The sequence below is a fragment of the Caulobacter sp. BE264 genome, from assembly GCF_031457805.1.
Lineage (GTDB): Bacteria > Pseudomonadota > Alphaproteobacteria > Caulobacterales > Caulobacteraceae > Caulobacter.
The window spans coordinates 20,858-42,254 of sequence record NZ_JAVDXI010000004.1; the positions used below are offsets into that span (position 1 = coordinate 20,858).

Genomic DNA, 21,397 nt, shown 5'->3' on the forward strand with positions numbered 1-21,397 from the left:
ACCACCACCCAGCGCCCCAAAGCGAAAGTCTTAACTTAACCGGGCGTTGACCATCCCGGCGGCAGGGTCCCGGGATGACCGCCCGGCATGCCGCCCTGACGCTTTCCGCCGCCCGAGCCCTGCTGGGCGTGGCGGCCGACGCCGACGAGCGCGAGCTGCGCAAGGCCTATCGCGAGGCCGCCAAGCGGGCCCATCCAGACCGTCCGACCGGCGACGCGGCCCTGTTCCGCGACGTGTTGGCCGCCTATCGCCTGCTGCAGGACACGCCGATCGTTCGCCATCACTATCCGCCGGCGGTCGCCCAGCCGGCGCCGATCGCCGACCGCGTCTTTCTCGAGATCGACATCGCCACCGCCTTGACGGGCGGGGCCGAGGAGCTGGCCATCGACGGTCGACGCCTGCGCCTGAAGCTGCCCGCCGGCCTGCGCGAGGGCGACAAGGTGCGGGTCGAAGGGGTCTGTTTCGAGGTCCGCCTGCGCGGCCAGGATGGCGCCCTGGTGCGCGGCGATGATCTGTGGCTGACCGGCAAGGTCGATCCGCGCGTGCTGGCCGAAGGCGGCCGCGTCGACGCCGACACGCCGCTGGGCCCCCGCCCCGCCTGGATCTCAACCAAGGCGGCCGCCAGGGGCCTGGTCCGCCTGCCCGGCCAGGGCCTGCCCGCCCGCGCAAACCACAAGGCCGGCGACCTCTTCCTGCGCCTGGAAGCCGCCGAAAGTCGCGGCGAGAGCCCGGCCCGCTCGTTGCTGAAGCGCTTCGCGGCCGCCTGGGCGGCTTAGCGCGTTCTCCCAAATCCTCCCCCTAGCGGGGGAGGTGTCGGACCGAAGGGACGACGGAGGGGGAAGCCCTCTCCGCAATCTCAGCTTTACTTCCCCCTCCGGCGCTTCGCGCCGCTTCCCCCGCTAGGGGGACAATTAATCGCGCACGATCTTTTTTCGCCGCCTCGCCCTTGAAATCATATCGCGCACGATTAAATCGTTCGTACGATTTCAAGCCAAGGAGCTTCCGGATGACCACCCTCTACACCACCCGCGCCACCGTCGTTGGCGGCCGTGAAGGCCACGCCCGCACCGAGGACGGCCTGCTGGACGTTCAGCTGTCGATGCCCAAGTCGCTGGGCGGCAAGGAAACCGGCACCAACCCCGAGCAGCTGTTCGCCGCCGGCTACGCCGCCTGTTTCCAGAGCGCCATGGGCCATGTCGCCCGCACCCAGAAGATCGCTCTGACCGGTTCGACCGTGACCGGCCAGGTGAGCCTGGCGACCGCCGAGGTCGGCTTCCGCCTGGAAGTGGCGCTTGAGGTCGAGACCCAAGGCCTGTCGCAAGCTGACGCCGAGGCCCTGGTCGCCAGCGCCCACGCCGTCTGCCCCTATTCGAACGCCACGCGCGGCAACATCGACGTGGCCATCAGCGTCAAGGCCGCCTAACAGGGTTCCCATGACTCAGAAGCCCGCGTCATCCGACCAGCCCGTCGAGATCCTGCGTCTCGACAACCAGCTGTGCTTCGCCCTCTACGGCGCGGCCAACCGGATGACGCGGCTCTATCGCCCGATGCTCGACGCCCTGGGCCTGACCTACCCGCAGTATCTGGCGATGCTGGTGCTGTGGGAGGCCAGTCCCCGGACCGTCGGCGCCTTGGGCGAGGCGCTGGACCTTGATTCCAGCACCCTGACCCCGCTGCTCAAGCGGCTGGAGGCGGGTGGCCTGGTCACCCGCGACCGCGATCCCGAGGACGAGCGGCGCGTGATCGTGTCCCTCACCGACCAGGGTCGCGCCCTGCGCGATCAGGCGGTGAGCATTCCGGAAAAACTGTTCTGCGCGCTGGACATGCCGCTGGACGCTGTGGGCGCCCTGCGCGATCGGCTCAAGGTGCTGGCGAAGTAGCTAGAGCATTTTTCGAGCGAAGTGGTTCCGGTTCGCGGGAAGAAAAATGCGCCAAAACAAAAGATTAGAGCTCACGGCCTGACGCAGTCAGGTCGTGAAATGCTCTAGTGCGTCTCGGCGGCGGCCTTCTGGGCCTGACGCGCCCGGTGCGCGGCGTGGTCGGCGTCGCTGGTCTGGCGCAGGGCCCGCAGGTCCTCGCTGATCCGGAAGATGGCGACATAGAACTCGCAGAAGGCGCGCCACAGCAGCACCAGGGCGCCCGCGACCAGCAGACCCGCGACCAGAACCGGGAAGGCCAGCAGGAGCGAGCCGACGCCCGGCTCCTTCAACGCCAGGCCGACGGCGGCGCCGACGACCGAGAAGCCGAACAGGGCCACGACGCCCAGGCCCGCCCAATAGATGAAGTGAATCACCGGCCCGGTGACCAGGCGATCGAAGGTCAGGAGATCCCAAAGCAGCGAGCTGGACCCACGCTTGGTCTTATTGGCCGGAGGCATACGTCACCCCAAGACGGCGAAAAGCGCCTCTTTGCCCCATCGCTACCAGCGACCGGCCCGCTCGGCAATGCCAAGCGGGCCTCGTCGTTTTCAGGGTCGGCGACCCGACGCATTTACCCCACGCGTTTACTGGGGCTTGGCGCCCGCGACCGTGGCGTCGATCTGCGCCTTGGTGGCCGTGGTCTGGACGCCGCCGTCGGTGGTGGCGCTCAGGCTGGCGCTGGGCAGGGCGAATTTTACGCCGCCGTTCGTCACGATCACGTTGGTCGAGCCATCCGCGCCGGTGCTGGTTCCGGTGATCTGGCCGACCGACACGCCCTGTGAGTCCTTCACCGCCATGCCAACCTTGAAGGCAGCCGCGACATTGGCCGAGCTGGGCGTCGCGGCGCTGTCGGCCGGGTTGGCCGAGGGCGGCAGGGCCGGATTGGCGGGTTGGGCGGGGCTCATGCCGGGCTGGGCGGGCGCGGCGGGATCCGCTGGGTTGGCGGGCGGCGAGCTGAAGGGCGGGGTCGCCGCTTGAGCCGGCGACGCGGTCTGAGCCGGCGGCATCGGTCCGGTCGGATTGGCCGGCGTGGTCGTGGTCTGGGCGATAGCGGCGCCGGCGAACGTCAGGGACGCGGCGGCGGCGAGCAAGGCAAGCTTGTGCGTCATGTTGGAACTCTCCGTCGAGGGCCCCTCCCGGACGAGAATAACGTGACCCGTTGGGCGGGGTTCCGTCGGGGATCCGACACGAGGGCTATGCGGACGCGCCTTTCACCTCGACCAGCGCCAGGATGTAGGCCTCCATCAGCCGGACCAGCTCATCCTCCAGCCGATGCGGGTCCAGAGCCAACTCGTTCTCCACGGTGGCCGCGCGCAACAGGCCGATGACGGCGTGGGTCAGCACGAACCCCGCCTCCGGGGTCATGTCGAAGTCGAAGCGGGCCTTGCCGGCGATCGCGTCGAAGAACAGGCGGTGATGACGCATCACGGCTGCGTCGCCGGCCTGGTCGGCGAAGGCGTCCAGCAACGCCCGCCGCGTCGCGGGCGCGCCCTCGAAAGCGGTCGCCAGGGTGCGGACGATCAGGCGAACCGCGCTGATCCGGGGCCCATCAATGACGATGCGGGCGATACGGTCGCGCGCGGCGGCGGCCTGACGCTGGGCCAGCGCCGCCAGGATCGCCTGCTTGCCCTCGAAGTACTGGTAGAGCGTGCCGACGCTCACCCCTGCCCGTTCGGCGATGTGGTTGGTGGTCAGGGCTTCGACCCCGCCCTGCTCCAGAAGTTGAAAGGTCGCCTCGAGAATCGCCTCGACCGTCGCCTCGGACCGCGGCTGGCGCGGCGTTCGCCTTGTTTTTTCAGTCACTTGCCGCGTCGCTCCTGCATTGCCCCGCCCGGCGGGCAAGGCGAGTAGGCCGATGAACGACGATTACATAGGCTTTGATCCCACACGAGGGTCCATGTCGGACCGCCGCCGGACGAGGATCGCATGACCGCTGCTTTGGAGAAGGTTCGCGCCAAGGTCGCCTCGCAGAAGGAGGCCCTTCCCGCCCTGTATGGCGACGTCGACTTCGACATCACGCCCGAGCGGTTCACCGACGATGCCAAGGCCAGCGTCGCGCCGAAGCTGGCCCGCGCCAAGCTGGATCCCGACAAGCTGGCCCTGATCAAGGCCTATACGATGCTGGGCGACGTCGTGGCCGACGCCTATGCGGCGCTGATGCCCAGGTACGGCTTCCGGCCTCTGATCCAGATGCTCACCACGGCCTGCGACAAGGGGATCGCCGCCGTGCCCGACGCGCCGCCGGAGCTGGCGGCCTTCATCGCCGACATGGAGCGCGTGCCCGACTGGCTGGACATGGAGCTGGTCCGCGAGGGCCAGAAGCTGGACCGCAACGCCGCCGCCAATCTGGGGCCGTTCGCGATCCGGGGCGCGTTCATCGCCACCTTCATGAACAAGTACGCCGCCCTGCCGATGGCGCTGACCGGGACGCTGTCGAACGACACCGCCGCGCGCCGGGTCAACGAGACGGCGACCTTCTTCACCACCACCCTGCTGCCGGGATCGCTGGACCGTCACGGCGCGGGGTTCAAGGCCGCCGCCATGGTGCGGCTGATGCACTCGATGGTGCGGTTCAATGCGCTGAAGCGCTCGAACCTGTGGGACGTCGGCGTCTATGGGATCCCGATCCCGCAGGTCGACCAGATGCCCGCCGGCCTGATCCCGATCTTCCTGATGAGCTACAAGATCGTGGCCACGGGCCGGACCGTGTTCACGCCCGAAGAGCGCGCCCGCGTGGAGCTGGCCCGCTATCGCTGCTTCCTCTTGGGCCTGCCCGAGGACCTGCTGGCCGACACCCCGCAGGGCGTGGTCGACACCATGAACGCCCGCAGCGCCACGTTGCGCGCCGGCTTCGACGACGCCACCTGCGGCGAGCTGGTCCGCGCCACCCTCAACGCCTACCTGCCGCCGAACGAGAGCCCTGAGAACAGACTGTTCGACAAGGTCGAGCGCGGCTTCGCCAAGGTGTTCTTCCTGAAGAACTTCCTGAACGGCGACCGGGCGGCGGCGCGGCGGATGGGCGTCGAGATCGGCCCGCGCGACTTCATGCTGTTTGGCCTGGTGGCCCTGCTGGTCAGCAGCCAACTGGCCGCCTACCGGCTGGCGCGGAATGTGCCGGGGGTCGCCGAACTGGCGGACCGTCGGCTGGTCGCCCGACTGAAGAAGCAGCTGGCGCGCTATGGCCATGCCGAGTTCACATCGGACGCGGAAAAGTACCGGCCAGCGGCGGGGTCCAAGGCCGCGGCGTGAAGCGCGTTGAGGGCCCTGTGCGTCCTTCGAGGCTCGCCTGCGGCTCGCACCTCAGGATGAGGAAATCTGTTTGCTGAACACCTCATCCTGAGGTGCGCGCTCCTGAGCGCGCCTCGAAGGACGCAAACCCGTTCCTAGAGCATTTTTCGAGCGAAGTGGTTCCGGTTCGCGTGAAGAAAAATGCGGCAAAACAAAAGATTAGAGCTCACGGCCTGACGCAGTCAGGTCGTGAAATGCTCTAGACCATCCCCACCGTCTTCAGACGGGCGCGGGGGTGGATCTCGTTCTGGCTCATCACCACGGTCTGGCCGCGGAAGCGCTCGATGATCGAGCGGACATAGGGGCGCACGCCGGGGCTGGTCAGCAGGACCGGGGCCTCGCCGGCCAGGGCGGCGCGCTCGAAGCTGTCGCGGACGCCGCGGATGAAGTCCTGCAGGCGCGAGGGCGGCAGGGCCAGTTGCTTGTCGTCGCCCGGACCGATCAGGGACTCGGCGAAGGCGTGCTCCCAGTCGGCCGACAGGGTGATGATCGGCAGGGCGCCGTCGTCGCCGCGATTGGCCCAGCACAGCTGGCGGGCCAGGCGCGCGCGGACCTGCTCGACCAGCTGGGTGACCGAGGCGGTGTGGGGCGCGGCCTCGCCAATGCCTTCCAGGATCTGCGGCAGGTCGCGGATCGAGACGCGCTCGCGCAGCAGCGACTGCAGCACGCGCTGCACCGTCGTGGCGGTCACGGTCCCCGGGATCAGGTCGTCGACCAGCTTCTTCTGCGTCTCGGGCAGCTCCTTCAGCAGCTTCTGCACCTCGGCGTAGGACAGCAGGTCGGCCATGTTCTCCTTGAGGATCTCGGTCAGGTGCGTGGTCAGCACCGTGGCCGGATCGACGACCGTGTAGCCGCGGAAGGTGGCTTCCTCGCGCAGGTCGTCGGTGATCCAGGTGGCGGGCAGGCCAAAGGCCGGCTCCCGCACGTGCTCGCCCGGCAGTTCGACCTGACCGCCGCGCGGGTCCATGCACATCAGGCTGCCCAGGCGGACCTCGCCGGCGCCTGCTTCCATCTCCTTGATGCGGATGGCGTAGCCCTGGTTGGCCAGGCGCATGTTGTCGAGGATCCGGACCGGCGGCATGACGAAGCCGAACTCGCTGGCCAGGGTCTTGCGCAGGGCGCGGATCTGGTCGGTCAGCTTGCGGCCGTCCAGGTCGTTGATCAGGGTCAGGAGGCCATAGCCCAGCTCGATCTTGACGTCGTCGATGGCGAGGGACGCGCTGATCGGCTCCTCTTCCGGCTCGGACGGCGCGGCGGCCTCAAGATCGGCGGGATCGATCGGCTTGGGCTTCTTGGCGTCCTGGATGCGCTTGTAGGCCAGGGCGCCAGCCGCCAGCGACATCGCCGCGAACGGGAAGATCGGCATGCCCGGGATCAGGGCGATGACGCCCGACGAGGCCGAGACCATCCCCAGGCCCACCGGGTTCATGGCCAGCTGGGTCGTCAGGGCCTTGTCGGCCGAGCCTTCGACACCGGCTTTCGAGACGACCATACCGGCGGCGATCGAGATGATCAGGGCCGGGATCTGGCTGACCAGGCCGTCGCCGATGGTCATGATGGTGTAGGTCGCGGCCGCGTCGCCGAACGGCAGCTTGTGCTGGGCGACCCCGATGATGATGCCGCCGATGACGTTGATCGCCGTGATGATCAGGCCGGCGATCGCGTCGCCCTTCACGAACTTGCTGGCGCCGTCCATGGCCCCGAAGAACGTGCTCTCCTGCTCCAGCTCCTTGCGGCGGATCTTGGCCTCGTCCTGATTGATCAGGCCGGTCGACAGGTCGGCGTCGATCGCCATCTGCTTGCCGGGCATGGAGTCCAGGGTGAAGCGGGCCGCCACTTCGGCGATCCGTCCCGAACCCTTGGTCACGACCATGAAGTTCACGACGATCAGGATGATGAAGACGATCACCCCGATGACGAAGTTGCCCTGCATCATCAGGTGACCGAAGGCCTCGATCACCGCGCCGGCGCCGCCGGTGCCCTCCTGGCCGTGGGCCAGGATCAGGCGGGTCGAGGCGATGTTGAGACCCAGCCGGTACAGCGTCGCGACCAGCAGAACGGTCGGGAACGAGGTGAACTCCAGCGGCTTCTTGATCAGGATCGCCGTCATCAGGATCAGCACCGATCCTGTCAGCGAAATAGCCAGCAGCAGGTCCAGCAGGAAGGCCGGGACCGGCAGGATCAGCAGCACGATGATGCCGACCACGCCTAGGGCCAGGCCCATTTCGCCGCGCATCAGCCCGTCGAGCAACGACTTGGGGCTGGGCATGGCGCTGGCGGTCGGGGCGGCGGCGTCGGCCATTCGGAACCTTGAACCGTGGATGGAAGGCTAGGCTTTCGCTTGAAGCGATTTGCGGCCCGCCGCCATCTTGTTAACCAAACTTTGCGTGTCGCGGCGCCGGACCGATGGTCGCGGCGGCGGCCCGTTTCGCCCAAAGGGCGGCGCTGCCCCTCTTTCTGTCATCCCGGACGGCCAAAGGCCGATCCGGGACCACGGCAAGCGCAGAGCCTGCGACGGTCCCGGCTTTCGCCGGGATGACAGGACAAGACATCAAGCCGCAGCCCCCACCCCGCCCTGCGGCGGCGGCACCGATACGCCGGCGTCGGAATATTCCTTCAGCTTGTTGCGCAGGGTGCGGATCGAGATGCCCAGGATGTTGGCCGCGTGGGTGCGGTTGCCAAGGCAGTGCTCCAGGGTGTCGATGATCAGCTGCTGCTCGACCTCGGCGACGGTCGAGCCGACGAAGGCGCGCGAGGCGGCGTCGGCGGCCATCTGGGCGCCGCGGGCCACCGCGACGTCCGGCGCCGGCGCCATCGGCTGACCGTCGGGCAGGCGGATGGCGAACTCCTCGATCTCCGGACCGGTCGACAGCAGCACCGCGCGGTGCATGGCGTTTTCCAGCTCGCGGACGTTGCCCGGCCAGCGGTGAGCGATCAGGCGGCGCTTGGCCTCGGCCGAGATCGGCTTTTCCTCGATGCCGTTGGCGGCCGAGTACTTCTTCACGAAGAACTCGCACAGGCTGATCACGTCGGCGGGACGCTCGCGCAGCGGCGGCAGGCGCAGGTTCACGACGTTCAGGCGATAGAGCAGGTCCTCGCGGAATGTCCCGTCCTTCACCGCCTGAGCCAGATCGCGGTTGCTGGTGGCCAGGATGCGGATGTTGACCTTGACCGGCTTGGAGCCGCCCACGCGGTCGATCTCGCGCTCCTGGATGGCGCGCAGCAGCTTGGCCTGCAGGCGCACGTCCATCTCGCTGATTTCGTCCAGCAGCAGCGTGCCGCCGTCGGCCTCCTCGAACTTGCCGATGCGGCGGGCCATGGCCCCGGTGAAGGCGCCCTTCTCGTGTCCGAACAGCTCGCTTTCCAGCAGGTTCTCGGGGATGGCGGCGCAGTTGACGCTGATGAACGGCGCCTTGGCCCGGCGCGATTTGCCGTGGACATAGCGCGCCATGACCTCCTTACCCGAACCGCTTTCGCCGGTGATCAGGATCGAGGCTTCCGAAGGCGCGACCTGGTCGGCCAGCTTGATGACCTGCTCCATGGCCGGGTCGCGGACGACCATCGGCTTTTCGTCGTCGGTGACGGCGGCCAGGACGGCGGCGATCAGCTCGGCGTCCGGCGGGAGCGGGATGAACTCCTTGGCGCCGGCCTTGATGGCGTTCGCGGCGCGCATCGGGTCTGCGTCGACGCCGCAGGCCACCACCGGCACCCGCATCCGCTCGGCCTCGTTGGCGGCGATCATACCGGCGATGTCGAGCGCGTAGTCGACCATCAGAAGGTCGGCGCCCTGCCCCGCCCGCAGCGCGTTGGTCGCCTGCTCCGTCGTTTCGACGTGCGAGACCTTCGCGCCCGCGCCCATCGCCATCTTCACGGCGACCGAGAGCTGCCCGTTCAGTTTTCCGACGACCAGAAGCCGCATCTCTTACTCTCCCGAAGCCCTTCCGAGGGAAGAACCCAAATCCCAGAATTTCCTTGGCGCTCAGAACCTTAGTTCTGGTCGCCGTCCTTGATGATTTCCGTCATGGTCACGCCCAGGCGCTCATCGACGACGACGACCTCGCCCCGGGCGACCAGGCGGTTATTGACGTAGATATCGATCGCCTCGCCGACCTTGCGGTCCAGCTCCAGGATCGAGCCCTGGCCAAGCTGCAGCAGCTGCGCCACCGACATGTTGGCGCGGCCCAGCACGGCCGAGATGTTGACCGGCACGTCAAAGACCGGCGCCAGGTCCGCAGCGGTCTTGTCGCTGAGCTCGATCGGCATCTCGGAGGCCAGCATGGCGCCTCCGAATTCGTCGAGCGGGAGATTGTCTTCGGCCATCGTTCGTCAGCCTTCCTAGGTAAACAGGGGTTCGGCGTGGAGGCCTTCGGCGGCGATGGCCGCCTCCAGCGCCTCGGCGACGCGCTGGGCGGCGCCGTCGGGATCGAAGGCCGCACGGCCGTCGCCCCAGTCGAAGGTGAAAGCCGCCGGCGCCATGGCGCCGTCGGCGCGCGCCACGATCTGGCCCTGGAAGCCGATCTGCGCGGCGACATTCTCCAGCGCCTGCTGGGTGCGCTCCTCAAGCTCGGGCGAGACGCGCACGAAGATGCGCGGCTGGGCCTCGACCTCGCGGGCCAGGGCCTCGAGCGCCGCCGTGACCGGAGCCTCGGGGAAATGGGTCAAGGCCGCGTCGGCGATCTTGCGGCCGCAGGCTAGGGCCAGCATCGCCGAGCCTTCGCGATGCTCGTGCGCCACATGGGCCAGGGTATGGAACGCCTGCTGCACGGCCTGCGCCACCTCGGCCAGGGCGTGAGCGGCTTCCTGTTCGGCGCGGGCCACCGCCGAGCGCTCGCCCTCCGCATAGGCCTGCGCCTTGGCGGCCTCGACCTCCTCGGGCGTGAAGCTCTTCTTCACGCGCGGCGCAGTGTAGGCCACGCCGCCGTGGTCGTCGAAGACGGTGTCGAAGGAGAACTTGCGGTGGGGGATGTCGGTCATCGCATGCCCCTCAGTAGATCAGTTCGTCATCGGAGCCGGAGCCGGCCAGCATGATCTCGCCCTTCGCGGCGAGATCCTTGGCCACCTGCACCATACCCACCTGGGCGGCGTCGACGTCCTTGAGGCGCACGGGACCCATGCTGTCCATATCCTCGCGCATGATCTTGGCCGCGCGCTCCGACATGTTGGAGAAGAACATGTCGCGCAGCTTGTCCGAGGCGCCCTTGAGGGCCAGGGCCAGCTGCTCCTTGGGCGTGCCGCGAAGCAGGGTCTGGATGCCGCCAGGATCGAGCTTCGACAGATCCTCGAACACGAACATCAGGGCGCGGATACGCTCGGCGGCTTCGCGGTTGCGCTCTTCCAGGGCGGCGATGAAGCGGGCTTCGGTCTGACGGTCGAAGTTGTTGAAGATCTCGGCCATCATCTCGTGGCTGTCGCGCTTGGACGTGCGCGCCAGGTTCGACATGAATTCGGTGCGCAGCGTCATCTCGATCTTGTCGAGGATCTCGCGCTGAACCGGCTCCATCCGCAGCATGCGGGTGACGCATTCCAGAGCGAAGTCTTCCGGCAGACAGGCCAGCACCCGCGCGGCGTGGTCGCTCTTCACCTTGGACAGCACGACGGCGACGGTCTGGGGGTACTCGTTCTTCAGATAGTTGGCGAGCACCGCTTCGTTCACGTTGCCCAGCTTGTCCCACATGGTGCGACCCGCAGGACCACGGATCTCCTCCATCAGCTGGTCGACCTTGTCGGCCGGCATGAACGAGGCCAGCAGGCGCTGGGTCTGTTCGTACGAGCCCATGATCGCACCCGTCGAGCTCATGCCCGAGACGAACTCGACCAGCAGGTCTTCCACCACCGAGGCCGAGACGGTGCCCAGGCCCGCCATGGCCTGGGAGACTTCCTTGATCTCCTCGTCGTCCAGGGCTTCCCAGATCTTGGTGTGCTCCTCGCCCAGGGCGAGCAGAACGATCGCGGCCTTTTCGGGCCCCGACAGGTTCTTCACGTCGGAGACGGCGACTTTCATGGCCATCAGGTCGACTCGTGCAGCCAGTTACGCAGGATCGCGACGGACTCGTCGGGATGCTTCTCGACGAATTCGGAGACGCGCTTGATCGACGAGGCCTTCACCTGGCCCTCGATCTTGGCGATGTCGATACGCTGGTCGATGTCGCTGGGCGCGGGGCCGGCGAGCGCGATCGGCTCGCCCGACTGATCGACCACCACCTGCTGTTGGGTGCCATCCGACAGCGTCACCAGACGCGTGACGGGCTGACCGCCCGACGGCGCGGCCAAGGCCATCTGGCCCGGCGCCGGCGCCGACAGGTTCTTGATAAACGGACGGACCGCGAACAGCAGGATCAGCAGGGCGACGACCGCCAGCACGCCCAGTTCGGCGACACGCATGATGTCGTTCTTGTCGAAGCCCGACAGCAGGCCCTGCTTTTCGAGGCCCTGGTCCTCGGGCTGCGGGAACTTGATGTTGGTGACCTTGACCTGGTCGCCACGCTCGGCGTCGAAGCCCACCGCGGTCTTCACCAGTTCCTCGATCTGCTGGATCTCCTCGGCGGTGCGCGGCGTGTAGGCGCCCGGCTTGCCGTCCTTGCCCATCGGCGCGCTGACGCCGTCGATGGCGACCGCCACAGCGACCTTCTTGATCGTGCCCGGCTCCTGGACGGTGGTCTTCACCGACTTGGAGATCTCGTAGTTGGTGACGCTGTCGTTCTGCCCCGAACGCGAACCCAGCTGCTGGAAGCCGTTGGCGCCCTGGCCGCCCGGCACATTGGCCGCCGCCGTGACGCCGGCGTTGTCGTCGTTCTTGTTTTCCTGGCTGGAGGCCTCGGTGGTGCTTTCCGAACGAACCACCTGGCCATCCGGGTCGAAGCGCTCTTCCTGGGTGGTCACGCGGTTCAGGTCCAGTTCGGCGGTGACGTTCACACGCGCCTTGCCCGGGCCGAGCACGCCCTCGATCATGTCCTTGACGGTCTTGGCGATGCGGGCCTCGACCTCGGACTTGCGGTCCTGGGCCATCTTGCCGGCCAGGCTCTCGTCGCTGGGAGCCGACAGGGTCTTGCCGTGCTGGTCGATGACCGCGACCTTCTCGGCCTTCATGTTCGGCACCGCCGACGAGACCAGGTTCTGGATGGCGCGGACCATGTCAGACGACGGCTCGCGCGAGCCGACGCCGATGGTGACGGCGGCCGAAGGTTGCTCGGCGTTTTCCTCGAACAGCTGGCGCTTGGGCAGAACAAGGTGCACGCGGACGCTGTTGACGCCCTGCATCGCCTTGATCGTGCGCTCCAGCTCGCCTTGCAGGGCGCGCTGGCGGTTCAGTTGCTGGACAAAGTCGGTCTGGCCCAGCGCATTGCTGGTGTCGAAGATCTCGTAACCAATCGAACCGGAGCTCACGAGCCCCTTGCCGGCCACCATCAGGCGGGCGCTGGCGACCTTGTCGCGCGGCACCATGATGGTCGAGCCGTCGCCCTTAGTTTCATACTTGATGCCGGCCTGGTCCAGGGCCTGGGTGACTTCCGAGGCTTCCTTGAGGTCCAGGTTCGAATAGAGCAGCTCGCTGGGCTCCCGGCCCATGAACATGACCAGGGCCACCAGCACCGCGACGACGCCCGCGCCGACACCCAGCATCGCGGCGAGACGCCCGACGCCGAACTGCCTGATTGAACCCAGAAAGCTTTCCACGAAGCCCCATCCCCTGCGTCAACAATCCCCGAGGGGAAGCCCGCCAAACGCATACGAAGCGCTCGCCGGTAGGCAGGATTTACCCAGTACAAGGTAAACGAGGCGTTTATATCTGCCGGCCGCCGTGCGTTCCGCGGGCGCCAAAACGTCGCGGCCGCGCCCTCTCGGGCGCGGCCGCTGAACATCGTGAAACCCTTGCGGCGCATAGCCCTTGGGGTTTTCAAGGCGAGGAAGGGCGGTCACATCAACACACCCCGCCCCGTCTTAACGGTACTGCTGGATCCGGGTGGTCCGCAGGCCCGCCAGGCCGTGCCGATCGATCGACTGCTGCCAGCTGAGGAACTCGTCGTTCGTCAGCTTGTAACGATCGCACGCCTCGTCCAGCGAGAGCAGACCCCCGCGAACGGCGGCCACGACCTCGGCCTTCCGACGGATGACCCAACGCTGGGTCTCCGCGGGCGGCAAATCCGCCAGAGTGAGAGGCGCACCGGTCGGACCGATGACGTACTTTTCACCCCGGCTGTTGGTGCGCTGCTGCTGCAACATGGCTTTACGCCTTTCCCACAACCATCACTGTTGAAGGCCACTATAGGCGCCGCCTAATAACAGCGGCTTAATTCCAATAGTAAAGAAAGGCCTAAACAAGATGGCTCCTTAGCAGTCCGTAGTGTCTCAGTGTGAAACACAAGAATTAAAGAATGTTAAGCCCCGTTATTAGCGCTTAATATTCAAGAGCTCCTCAAGCATCTGATCGGCTGTCGTGATGATTTTCGACGAAGCCGAGTAGGCGCGCTGAGTAGTGATCAGACCTGTGAACTCCTGCGACAGATCAACGGTCGAGGCTTCAAGGGTAGAGGGGGCCAGAGCGCCGGCGCCGCCTTGCGACGGAGCCTTCAGGCTGTAGGTGCCGCTCTCGTTGGTGACGCGATAAGCATTGCCGTTGACGCCCTTCAGACCATTGGGGTTCGAGAAGGTGGCGATGGCGACCTGGGCGATCCGGCGGGTGACGCCGTTGTCGAAGATGGCCGAGACGTAGCCGTTCTCGTCGACCTCGATATTGGTCAGGTTACCGAAGGCCGTACCGTTGGTGTTCACCGACTGGACCACCGACTGGCTGTTGTACTGGGTCAGCCCGCCGGCGGCGCTGGCGAGATCGATCTGGACTTCTTGCTCATCGATGCCGAGGCCGTCGGCCCAGGTCGGCGGCGCAGGGGGCTGCACGGCCGGCGGCACGACCGCCGGTGCGATATAGCCCGAACTCTTGATCGTGATCGCCGTCGGGCTGGTGTTGCCGAACAGATTGCCGGTGCTCTTGAGCTTGCCGTCGGTGGTGAACTCGACAATGCCGGTGCTGATCTGGCCGTTGCCGTTGTTGGCCAGATCGCCCGGCTTGGCGCGCAGTTCGGCGTACCACTGGTTCGGGCCCGGCCCCTTGAGCAGCGAGAGCGTCACCGTGCGCTGACCGCCCTTGGAGTCTGACAGCGGGATCTGGACTTCGAAGTCCGGCTTGACGCCCTTGCTGTTGTCCTTGGCGTAGTCGGACATCGACCAGGTCGAAGGATCATAGAGCTTGCCGGCCACGACCTCGGCGTCGTCGGCGCCGGCGGTGTCGATGATGCCCAGGTCTTCCAGGTCGATCGTGTCGCCGGCGGCGTTGATCCGGGTGGTGGTGGTCGAGCCGACGACCGGCGAGGCGCCCTTGTAGTCGATCGTCGAGCTGACGATCTCATTCGTCGCGGCGTCGTAGGCCACCTTGCCGGTGGCGATGATCACGCCGTTTTCCTTGATGTCGACCAGGTACTCGTTGTTGCCGCCAACCGGATTGGCGATGCCCGTCGAGCTGTAGATGACATCATAGTTGTGCGAGTTTGACGCCGAGTCGACGACGTTGGTCTTGGACGGCGAACCCGCCGTACCGACCTTGTACGACACCGCCGCCGCCACGGGCTGCTCGGAGCGCAGGTTGGCGTTGACGCCGACGCGGGTGGTCTTCTCGGCCGTACCGCCGACGCTGCCGACATTGATCGACGCCAGTTGAGTCAGGTCCGATGGGTCGGGGGTGATCAGGCCGCTGACCGGGTCAGCCAGCCAGCCCTGCAGATAGAGACCCGCGTCGTTGCGCAGATAGCCAAGGCTGTCGAGCTGGAACGAGCCGGCGCGCGTGAACGAGCGCGTATCGGTCGCCGTCAGGTTCTCAGGCTTTTCCGTGGTGACGAAGAAGCCCGCGCCCGAGATCGAGATATCCAGGTTCGAGGTCGTCGACTGGGTCAGGCCCTGCTGGCTGATGAACTGGTGAGTCTGGGCCTTCACGCCGCCGGCGCTGTAGGTCTGGTTCTTGTTGCCGGACGTGACCAGCGTCGAGAAGTTCGAGGTCGAACGCTTGAAGCCGACCGTGTTGACGTTGGCGATGTTGTCCGAGATCGCGGCCAGGGCCGACGAGTTGGCGACCAGACCGGAAACGCCGGCGAGCATGGCGCTGTTGATGCTCATGACTGAATTCCTACAAAAAGGGGGGACGAGGGTTCAGCGCTGTTTGCGTTTGGGTCCGCGGGAAGACCGTCTTCCGGGGACCGCGTCGGCGTCTTTCTGACGCCCGGTCGATGGGGGATCAGGCCGCCTCGGCCTGTTGGGTGGTCTAGGCCGCCGCCTTGATGCCGACGACGTTGTCGACAGGGATGGTCTTGCCATCGACGACGACCATCGGCTGACCGGTGGCGTTGTCGACCGCGGTCACGACGCCCTCGGTGCGACCCTTGATGTTGGTCGCCTTGATTTCCTTGCCGTCGCCGGTCTTGGCCGTCACGACGATGCCGTAGACCCCGCCATCGGGCAGCTTGGCGCCGCTGTCGTCCTTGCCATCCCAGGTGATGATGTGGTCGCCGCTCTTCTGGTCATCCGGCGTCAGGGTGCGCACCACCTTGCCGGCCGGGTTCTTGATCTCGACTTTCAGCGAGGCCGACGCGCTGGGCTGGGTCCAGGAGAAGGTCGCCGTCCCGTTCTTGAGGGTCGAGGTGTCGCTGATCGCCGAAACCTGCTTGCCGATCATCGCGACGCCCTCGGAGAGGCCCGTGCCGGTGTTCATGCCCACCAGCGCGGCCAGCAGGTCGTTGGTGACCAGTTGCTGCTCCACACCCGTCATCTGCGTGATCTGCTGGGTCATCTGGGTGGTGTCGGTCGGCGCCAGGGGATCCTGGTTCTTCAGCTGCGTGGTCAGCAGCTGGAGGAAGGTCTCCTTGTTGGTCGCCAGCGACGTGCGCGAGTTGTTGATCTTGTCGAGGACCGACGAGGTGTTCTGTGACGAGACGGCGGTGGCCATGTCGGTCTCTCCTAGATCCGGATGTCCAGACCGCTGTCGGCGACCGTCTTCAGGCCGGGCAGCAGTTCGGGGGTGATGGTGATGTCCTCTTCGCCCGTCAGCGCGGCCTGGAAGGCGCGGCCCGAAAAGGCGCGCTGTCCCTGGTCGCCCCAACCCTCGAAGGCGAAGAACGGGTTCTGGCTCTGGCCGCCCTGGCTGGAGACGTCGAAGCTCAGGGCGTTGTCGGCGACGTTGAAGCCGGCGTCGGACAGCGCCTGGCGCAGCTCGTTGGCCTTGCCGCGCAGCTCCTGGGCGGCGTGGACGGTGTCGAAGCGCATCGAGGCGGTCAGGGCGCCGTCGCGACCGATCTCGATCCGCACATCGACCTTGCCCAGACCGTCCGGGGTCAAGGCCACGTCGAAGCGCGTGGTCTTGGCGTCGGCCTTCTTGAGGATCTCGGCCGACAGGGCCGCGACGGTCTCGGGAGAGCCGCGCACCGGGGCCGGCGCGGCGGCGGGCGTGGCGGTGTTGGCGGCCCGCAACTGGACCGGCGGCGCGGGGGTCGAGGACGGCGCGGCTTCAGCGACGCTCGCGCCGGCGGCGGAAGCTTCGGGAGTGACGATCGCGCCGGCTGAAGCCTCCGAGCCGTTGGCGTTGGCGTAAGCGTCGCCGCTGACGCCCGCATCGCCGCCGCCGGCGCTCGCGGCGACCGCTGTTACGGCTTCGGGAGTCTCGACCGCCTCGGCGGCTGGCAGCGCGGTCGGCGCGGCGCCGGGTGCGGCCTGGGCCTTGGTCGTGTCCGCAGACTTGGCCACGACAGTCGCGACCTCGGGAGTCACGACAGCCGGGACGTCCGCGGCGGCGTCCGCGCCCGCGTCGGTCGCAGCGGGGGTGGTGTCGGCGACGATCCCCGCCTCGACGAGCGTGGCGACTTGCGCACTCGGCGCGGGCGGCGTCGCGAGCGCGCCGGTGTTAGCGGCCATGGCGAGCGGGGCCGCGGCGGGGGGTTCGGCGATCTTGGCCAGCGCGCTCGGAGCTGTCGGCGCGTCGGCCAGGCTCGCGGCGTCGATCGGTGTCTCGGCCTCTCCGGCGAGAGTGGTCAGAGCGTCGAGTGCGGCGGCGTCCAGCGCCTGAGCACCGGCGGCAGCCGTCGTCGGCGCCGAAGCGGCTTGCGGCGCCGGAGCCGCGGCGGCCTCCGGCGCAGTCGCGGAAGACGACGCCATTTGCGGCGCCGCCAGCGTCGCGTCCGCGGCGGCCTCGACGGCGGCGGCGAAGGTTGCGACGTCTTCGACCGAGGTTGCGGCGGTCGTCAGGGCCGGCTCGACCGACATCTCCGTCGGCGCCGTCGGCGCGGGCTCGGCCGACATCGCGGCGATTAGCGTCGCGGCGACCTGGGCCGAGGCGAGCGTCGTGTCCGCCGCGACCGGGGTCTCGACGTCCGCCTCGACGGCCTCGGCTTCGGCGCCGGACGCCTTGTCAGCGTTCGTGTCGTCATTGGCCTTGGCGTCACGAACGCCGTCGACGGCCTCATTGGTCTCGGCGCGGGGCTCATCGCTCCGCTCGGCGACCTTGGCGTCCGAACGCGCGGGCCTGTCGGCCGCCTTCACGTCGCGGTCCTCGTTCTTGGACTCGGCGCGCTTGGCCGTCGGACGCGGAGACGGGGTGTCATCCGACCGGCCGGCGATGGCCAGCAGGGCGTCGAAGCCGTCGGCGGACGCCTTGCCGCCGGCGGCCGGGGTCGGCGCGGCGGGAAGAGCGGCGGTGGGTGCGGCGATCGCGGTCATGCGCAGTCGTTGCTCGGTTGGCGGCGGTCCATGACGGACACGCCTTCGCCGCTTCCCTCAGCAACGGTCGGGCCAACTCGGAGAATACCCCCTAAGACACTGTTTTAAATGATTTTAATGGCTTGTTTACGAACCAAAATCGCGCCGGATGCGGCGCTTTTTGCCGAGCTCGAAGGACCGTAAGGGACGGGACTTGCCGCGTCGCCGCGTCACGCCCCGGGTTGGCGCCGTCCTTGCGGAAGACCTCTCGTCGAATTTCCGACCGCCGGAACATATCGCCATGAATTTCAATGGCTTGGCACATCACCGGGGATCATGCCCCACCGCGACCCGGCAAGTTTCGCCGGGCAAGGGCGCGTCGTGCGTTGCGCGGTTTGCCGAGCCGAAGGAGGCCTGATCCATGTCGCTCAATGCGATCATGAGCACGGCGACGTCCGGCATGATGGCCGCGCAGACGGGTCTGCGCGTCACGTCGGACAACATCGCCAACGTCAACACCACCGGCTATGTCCGCAAGACGGTCAGCCAGTCGAACCTGCTGTCCAACGGCATGGGCGTGGGCGTCAGTATCGACGCCATCAAGCGCGCCACCGACGCCTTCCTGCAGTCGGCCAGCCTGAACGCCGCCTCCGAGAGCGGCCGCGCGTCGATCGTCGCCAGCACGCTCAACAGCGCCCAGCAGCTGTTCGGCGACCCGAGCGGCTCGACGAGCTTCTTCACGGTGCTGGACGACGTCTACGCCGCGTTCTCCTCGGCGCAGGACGACCCCTCCTCCAGCCTGCTGCGCACCCAGGCGCTGACCCGGCTGGACGACTTTCTCAGCGAGTCCAGCCGCATCACCGCCTCGCTGTCGAAGCTGGGCAAGGACGCCGATACGCGGATCGCCGCCGACGTCGGCCGGGTCAATGACCTGCTCAGCCAGATCGACGCGCTGAACACCGACATCACGCGCGCCAAGGTGGCCGGAGCCGACGCCACGGGCGCCGAGAACGTCCAGAGCAAGCTGGTCGACGAACTGTCCACGCTGATGAACGTGCAGATCTCACCGCGCACCCTGGGCGGGATCGTGGTGCGTTCGACCGAAGGTCTGAACCTGGCGGGCGACGGCGCGGCCAAGGTCACCTACCAGACCTCCGCCACCGCCACGGGCTTCCTGACGGTGCAGCTGGCCAACGGCTCGGACTATCCGGTCCCGTTGAACATCTCGAGCGGCGAGATCCGCGGCCTGATGGACGTGCGCAATATCGAGCTGGTCAATCTGTCCGACCAGCTGGGTGAGTTCACCTCGCGCGCCACCGAAGAGATCAACCGCGCCGCCAACGCAGCCTCGTCGGTGCCAGCGCCCACCAGCCTGACGGGCCGCGACACCGGTCTAGACGCCCAGGCGGCGATGACCGGCTTCACGGGCAAGACCACGATCGCCCTGACCAATGCGAGCGGCGTGATCCAGCGCCGGATCGATATCGACTTCACCGCCGGCACCATGACGGTGAACGGCGCGGCCGGTCCGGCCTTCACCCCGGCCAACTTCATCACCCAGCTGAACACCGCCCTGGGCGGTCAGGGGGCGGCGGGCTTTTCGAACGGCGCGCTGAGCATCAACGGCGTCGGCGGCCTGGGCGTGGCGATCGCCGATGACGCCACCACGCCCTCCAACAAGGCCGGCAAGGGCTTCAGCCACTATTTCGGCCTCAACGACATCGTCCGCACAAGCGGCTACTCGCCTTATGAAACGGGCCTGACGGCGGCGGACCCTCACGGGTTCACGGCCGGCGAGATGACGATCCGCCTGACCGATGTCGAGGGCGGGCGCATCCGCGACATCCCCTTCACGCCCCCTGTGGGCGGGACGATGCAGAACATGCTTGACGCGCTGAACTCTCGCGCGTCCGGGGTCGGCCTCTATGGCCAGTTCTCGATGAACGCTCGGGGCCAGATCAGCTTCACGTCGAACACCAACACACCGGTGACGATGTCGATCGTGGCTGACAGCACCGAGCGCGGCGCCGGCGGTCCCTCGGCCAGCCAGCTGTTCGGCATCGGCCCCGCCGAACGCAGCACGCGCGGTGAGAAGTTCTTCCTCAACACGGCGATGGACCAGAACCCGAAGCTTCTGCCGTTCGCCAAGCTGGACCTGACCCAGGCGGTGGGCGGCGCCGCCGCCCTGGCGATCGGCGACGGTCGCGGCGCGCTGGCCCTGGCCAACGCCGGCGAGAACACCGCGACGTTCGGCGTCGCGGGCAGCGCCGCCTCGGTGACCATGACGGTGGCGCGCTACGCCGCCGACTTCGGGGGCTCGATCGCCCGCAAGGCCGCCACCGCCGAAAGCCGCAAGGACGCCGCCGCGGCGGTGTCCAGCGAAGTCGACAGCCAGCGCCAGTCCGAAGAGGGCGTGAACCTGGACGAAGAACTGATCAACCTGACCACCTACCAGCAAGCCTTCAACGCCTCGGCCCGCCTGATCCAGGCGACCAAGGACATGTTCGACGTGCTCACCGGAATCCTGGGGTAAGCCATGACCCGCGTCTCGACCGTCCAGAACTACAACATCATGACGTCCAACCTCATGAAGGCGCAGATCCGCCAGAATGACGTGGGCGCCCAGGTGGCCAGCCAGAAGGTCGCCACCGACCTGCGCGGCTACGCCAAGAACGCCGAGGTGCTGACCGCCATGCGCAGCGCCCAGACCAAGATCAATGGCCTGCTGGACCAGATCAAGCTGGTCAACAATCGGCTGGATATGCAGAACACCGGCATCGGCCGGGTGGCCGACGCCACCAAGGACGCGCGCGAGGCGATCGCCAACTCCCTGGCCGCCGGCAACGCCACCACCCTGATGCAGCAGCTGCAGGCGGCGTTCAGCGAGGTGGTCCAGGGCGTCAACACCAAGTCCAACGGGCTCTACGTGTTTTCCGGCGCCCAGACCCAGACCGCGACCACCACCGCCACCACCATGGCGGACCTGACCCTGGCGCCGTCGACGGCGTCGCTGTTCCAGAACGACCAGTACATCACCACCAACCGGGTCGATGAACAGACTAACGCCAAGACCGGCGTGCTGGGCGACGCCTTGGGCACGGGCACCTTCGACGCCTTCAAGCAGGTCCAGGCCTATATCGACGCCAACGGCCCGTTCACCGGCAATCTGACGGACACCCAGGTCAACTTCCTGAAGGGCCTGCTGCCCACCTTCGATGCGGCCTACAAGTCGGTGGTCGACATCCAGGGCAAGAACGGCGTCAACCAGAAGCGCTTCGAGGCCGCGGAGACCGATCTCTCCAACCAGGCCGACACCCTGACCACCATGGTCGGCGGCATTGTCGACGTGGACATGGCCGAGGCGGTCACGCGCCTGGAAGCCGCCAAGCTGGCGGTTCAGGCCTCGGCCCAGGTGTTCACCAGCCTGCAGGCCTCCTCGCTGTTGAACGTTCTGAAGTAAG

Annotated in this window: 21 protein-coding genes and 1 pseudogene; 7 read left to right on the forward strand and 15 right to left on the reverse strand. The window is 67.3% G+C overall.

Going from position 1 to position 21,397, the window contains the following annotated elements; genetic code table 11:
• The first annotated feature begins 74 nt into the window (after positions 1 to 74).
• Positions 75 to 776: a DnaJ domain-containing protein gene (locus J2X45_RS10705; protein ID WP_310214451.1), complete on the forward strand. Its 702-nt coding sequence runs from the start codon at positions 75 to 77 to the stop codon at positions 774 to 776.
• Between the two features lie 12 nt (positions 777 to 788).
• Here J2X45_RS10705 and J2X45_RS20330 read toward each other — a convergent pair.
• A pseudogene (locus J2X45_RS20330) lies at positions 789 to 879 on the reverse strand (hypothetical protein); the annotation flags it as partial.
• A gap of 127 nt (positions 880 to 1,006) precedes the next feature.
• On the opposite strand from J2X45_RS20330, the gene J2X45_RS10710 reads away from it, so the two are divergent.
• Together J2X45_RS10710 and J2X45_RS10715 are read left to right on the forward strand one after the other, a co-directional pair.
• Positions 1,007 to 1,423, forward strand: a complete 417-nt coding sequence (locus J2X45_RS10710) for an organic hydroperoxide resistance protein (protein WP_310214454.1) — start codon at positions 1,007 to 1,009, stop codon at positions 1,421 to 1,423.
• 10 nt (positions 1,424 to 1,433) lie between these two features.
• Positions 1,434 to 1,880 carry a MarR family transcriptional regulator gene (locus J2X45_RS10715; protein WP_310214458.1) on the forward strand — a complete coding sequence of 149 codons (447 nt, stop codon included), beginning with the start codon at positions 1,434 to 1,436 and terminating at the stop codon, positions 1,878 to 1,880.
• Between the two features lie 104 nt (positions 1,881 to 1,984).
• Here J2X45_RS10715 and J2X45_RS10720 read toward each other — a convergent pair whose 3' ends face one another.
• The 3 genes from J2X45_RS10720 to J2X45_RS10730 form a co-directional block, all read right to left on the reverse strand.
• Positions 1,985 to 2,377: a DUF4282 domain-containing protein gene (locus tag J2X45_RS10720; protein ID WP_310214461.1), complete on the reverse strand. Its 393-nt coding sequence runs from the start codon at positions 2,375 to 2,377 to the stop codon at positions 1,985 to 1,987.
• Positions 2,378 to 2,503: 126 nt separating this feature from the next.
• The gene (locus J2X45_RS10725; protein ID WP_310214464.1) at positions 2,504 to 3,028 is read right to left on the reverse strand and encodes a hypothetical protein; all 525 of its coding nucleotides are present in this window, start codon (positions 3,026 to 3,028) and stop codon (positions 2,504 to 2,506) included.
• Between the two features lie 85 nt (positions 3,029 to 3,113).
• Positions 3,114 to 3,722, reverse strand: coding sequence for a TetR/AcrR family transcriptional regulator (locus tag J2X45_RS10730; protein WP_310214466.1), 609 nt, complete (start codon positions 3,720 to 3,722; stop codon positions 3,114 to 3,116).
• Between the two features lie 123 nt (positions 3,723 to 3,845).
• On the opposite strand from J2X45_RS10730, the gene J2X45_RS10735 reads away from it, so the two are divergent.
• Entirely contained in the window at positions 3,846 to 5,168 is a 1,323-nt protein-coding gene (locus tag J2X45_RS10735) for an oxygenase MpaB family protein (protein WP_310214468.1), read from the forward strand.
• 238 nt (positions 5,169 to 5,406) lie between these two features.
• Here J2X45_RS10735 and flhA read toward each other — a convergent pair whose 3' ends face one another.
• From flhA to J2X45_RS10790, 11 genes are all read right to left on the reverse strand, one after another.
• On the reverse strand, positions 5,407 to 7,509 hold the full coding sequence (gene flhA / locus J2X45_RS10740; protein ID WP_310214471.1) for a flagellar biosynthesis protein FlhA: 2,103 nt from the start codon (positions 7,507 to 7,509) through the stop codon (positions 5,407 to 5,409).
• Between the two features lie 249 nt (positions 7,510 to 7,758).
• Positions 7,759 to 9,126, reverse strand: coding sequence for a sigma-54-dependent transcriptional regulator FlbD (gene flbD, locus J2X45_RS10745; RefSeq protein ID WP_310214474.1), 1,368 nt, complete (start codon positions 9,124 to 9,126; stop codon positions 7,759 to 7,761).
• Positions 9,127 to 9,194: 68 nt separating this feature from the next.
• Positions 9,195 to 9,527: a flagellar motor switch protein FliN gene (gene fliN, locus J2X45_RS10750; protein ID WP_310214476.1), complete on the reverse strand. Its 333-nt coding sequence runs from the start codon at positions 9,525 to 9,527 to the stop codon at positions 9,195 to 9,197.
• A gap of 15 nt (positions 9,528 to 9,542) precedes the next feature.
• Positions 9,543 to 10,181, reverse strand: coding sequence for a flagellar assembly protein FliH (locus J2X45_RS10755; protein WP_310214479.1), 639 nt, complete (start codon positions 10,179 to 10,181; stop codon positions 9,543 to 9,545).
• A gap of 10 nt (positions 10,182 to 10,191) precedes the next feature.
• The gene (gene fliG / locus J2X45_RS10760) at positions 10,192 to 11,214 is read right to left on the reverse strand and encodes a flagellar motor switch protein FliG (protein ID WP_310214482.1); all 1,023 of its coding nucleotides are present in this window, start codon (positions 11,212 to 11,214) and stop codon (positions 10,192 to 10,194) included.
• Positions 11,214 to 12,878 carry a flagellar basal-body MS-ring/collar protein FliF gene (fliF, locus tag J2X45_RS10765; protein WP_310214484.1) on the reverse strand — a complete coding sequence of 555 codons (1,665 nt, stop codon included), beginning with the start codon at positions 12,876 to 12,878 and terminating at the stop codon, positions 11,214 to 11,216. Before fliF ends, fliG begins: the two co-directional genes overlap by 1 nt.
• Positions 12,879 to 12,896: 18 nt before the next feature.
• Entirely contained in the window at positions 12,897 to 13,121 is a 225-nt protein-coding gene (locus J2X45_RS10770; RefSeq protein ID WP_310214486.1) for a hypothetical protein, read from the reverse strand.
• 21 nt (positions 13,122 to 13,142) lie between these two features.
• On the reverse strand, positions 13,143 to 13,424 hold the full coding sequence (gene sciP / locus J2X45_RS10775; protein WP_010918787.1) for a CtrA inhibitor SciP: 282 nt from the start codon (positions 13,422 to 13,424) through the stop codon (positions 13,143 to 13,145).
• 168 nt (positions 13,425 to 13,592) lie between these two features.
• On the reverse strand, positions 13,593 to 15,368 hold the full coding sequence (flgE, locus tag J2X45_RS10780; RefSeq protein ID WP_310214489.1) for a flagellar hook protein FlgE: 1,776 nt from the start codon (positions 15,366 to 15,368) through the stop codon (positions 13,593 to 13,595).
• A gap of 145 nt (positions 15,369 to 15,513) precedes the next feature.
• Positions 15,514 to 16,194: a flagellar hook assembly protein FlgD gene (locus J2X45_RS10785; protein ID WP_310214491.1), complete on the reverse strand. Its 681-nt coding sequence runs from the start codon at positions 16,192 to 16,194 to the stop codon at positions 15,514 to 15,516.
• Positions 16,195 to 16,205: 11 nt separating this feature from the next.
• Entirely contained in the window at positions 16,206 to 16,928 is a 723-nt protein-coding gene (locus J2X45_RS10790; RefSeq protein WP_310215275.1) for a flagellar hook-length control protein FliK, read from the reverse strand.
• Between the two features lie 1,309 nt (positions 16,929 to 18,237).
• On the opposite strand from J2X45_RS10790, the gene J2X45_RS10795 reads away from it, so the two are divergent.
• The 3 genes from J2X45_RS10795 to J2X45_RS10805 are packed head-to-tail and all read left to right on the forward strand — an operon-like array spanning position 18,238 to position 21,396.
• The gene (locus J2X45_RS10795) at positions 18,238 to 18,354 is read left to right on the forward strand and encodes a hypothetical protein (protein ID WP_310215278.1); all 117 of its coding nucleotides are present in this window, start codon (positions 18,238 to 18,240) and stop codon (positions 18,352 to 18,354) included.
• 3 nt (positions 18,355 to 18,357) lie between these two features.
• Positions 18,358 to 20,469, forward strand: coding sequence for a flagellar hook-associated protein FlgK (gene flgK, locus J2X45_RS10800; RefSeq protein WP_310214493.1), 2,112 nt, complete (start codon positions 18,358 to 18,360; stop codon positions 20,467 to 20,469).
• A 3-nt stretch (positions 20,470 to 20,472) separates the two neighbouring features.
• Positions 20,473 to 21,396 carry a flagellin gene (locus tag J2X45_RS10805; RefSeq protein ID WP_310214495.1) on the forward strand — a complete coding sequence of 308 codons (924 nt, stop codon included), beginning with the start codon at positions 20,473 to 20,475 and terminating at the stop codon, positions 21,394 to 21,396.
• Position 21,397: the final 1 nt, after the last annotated feature.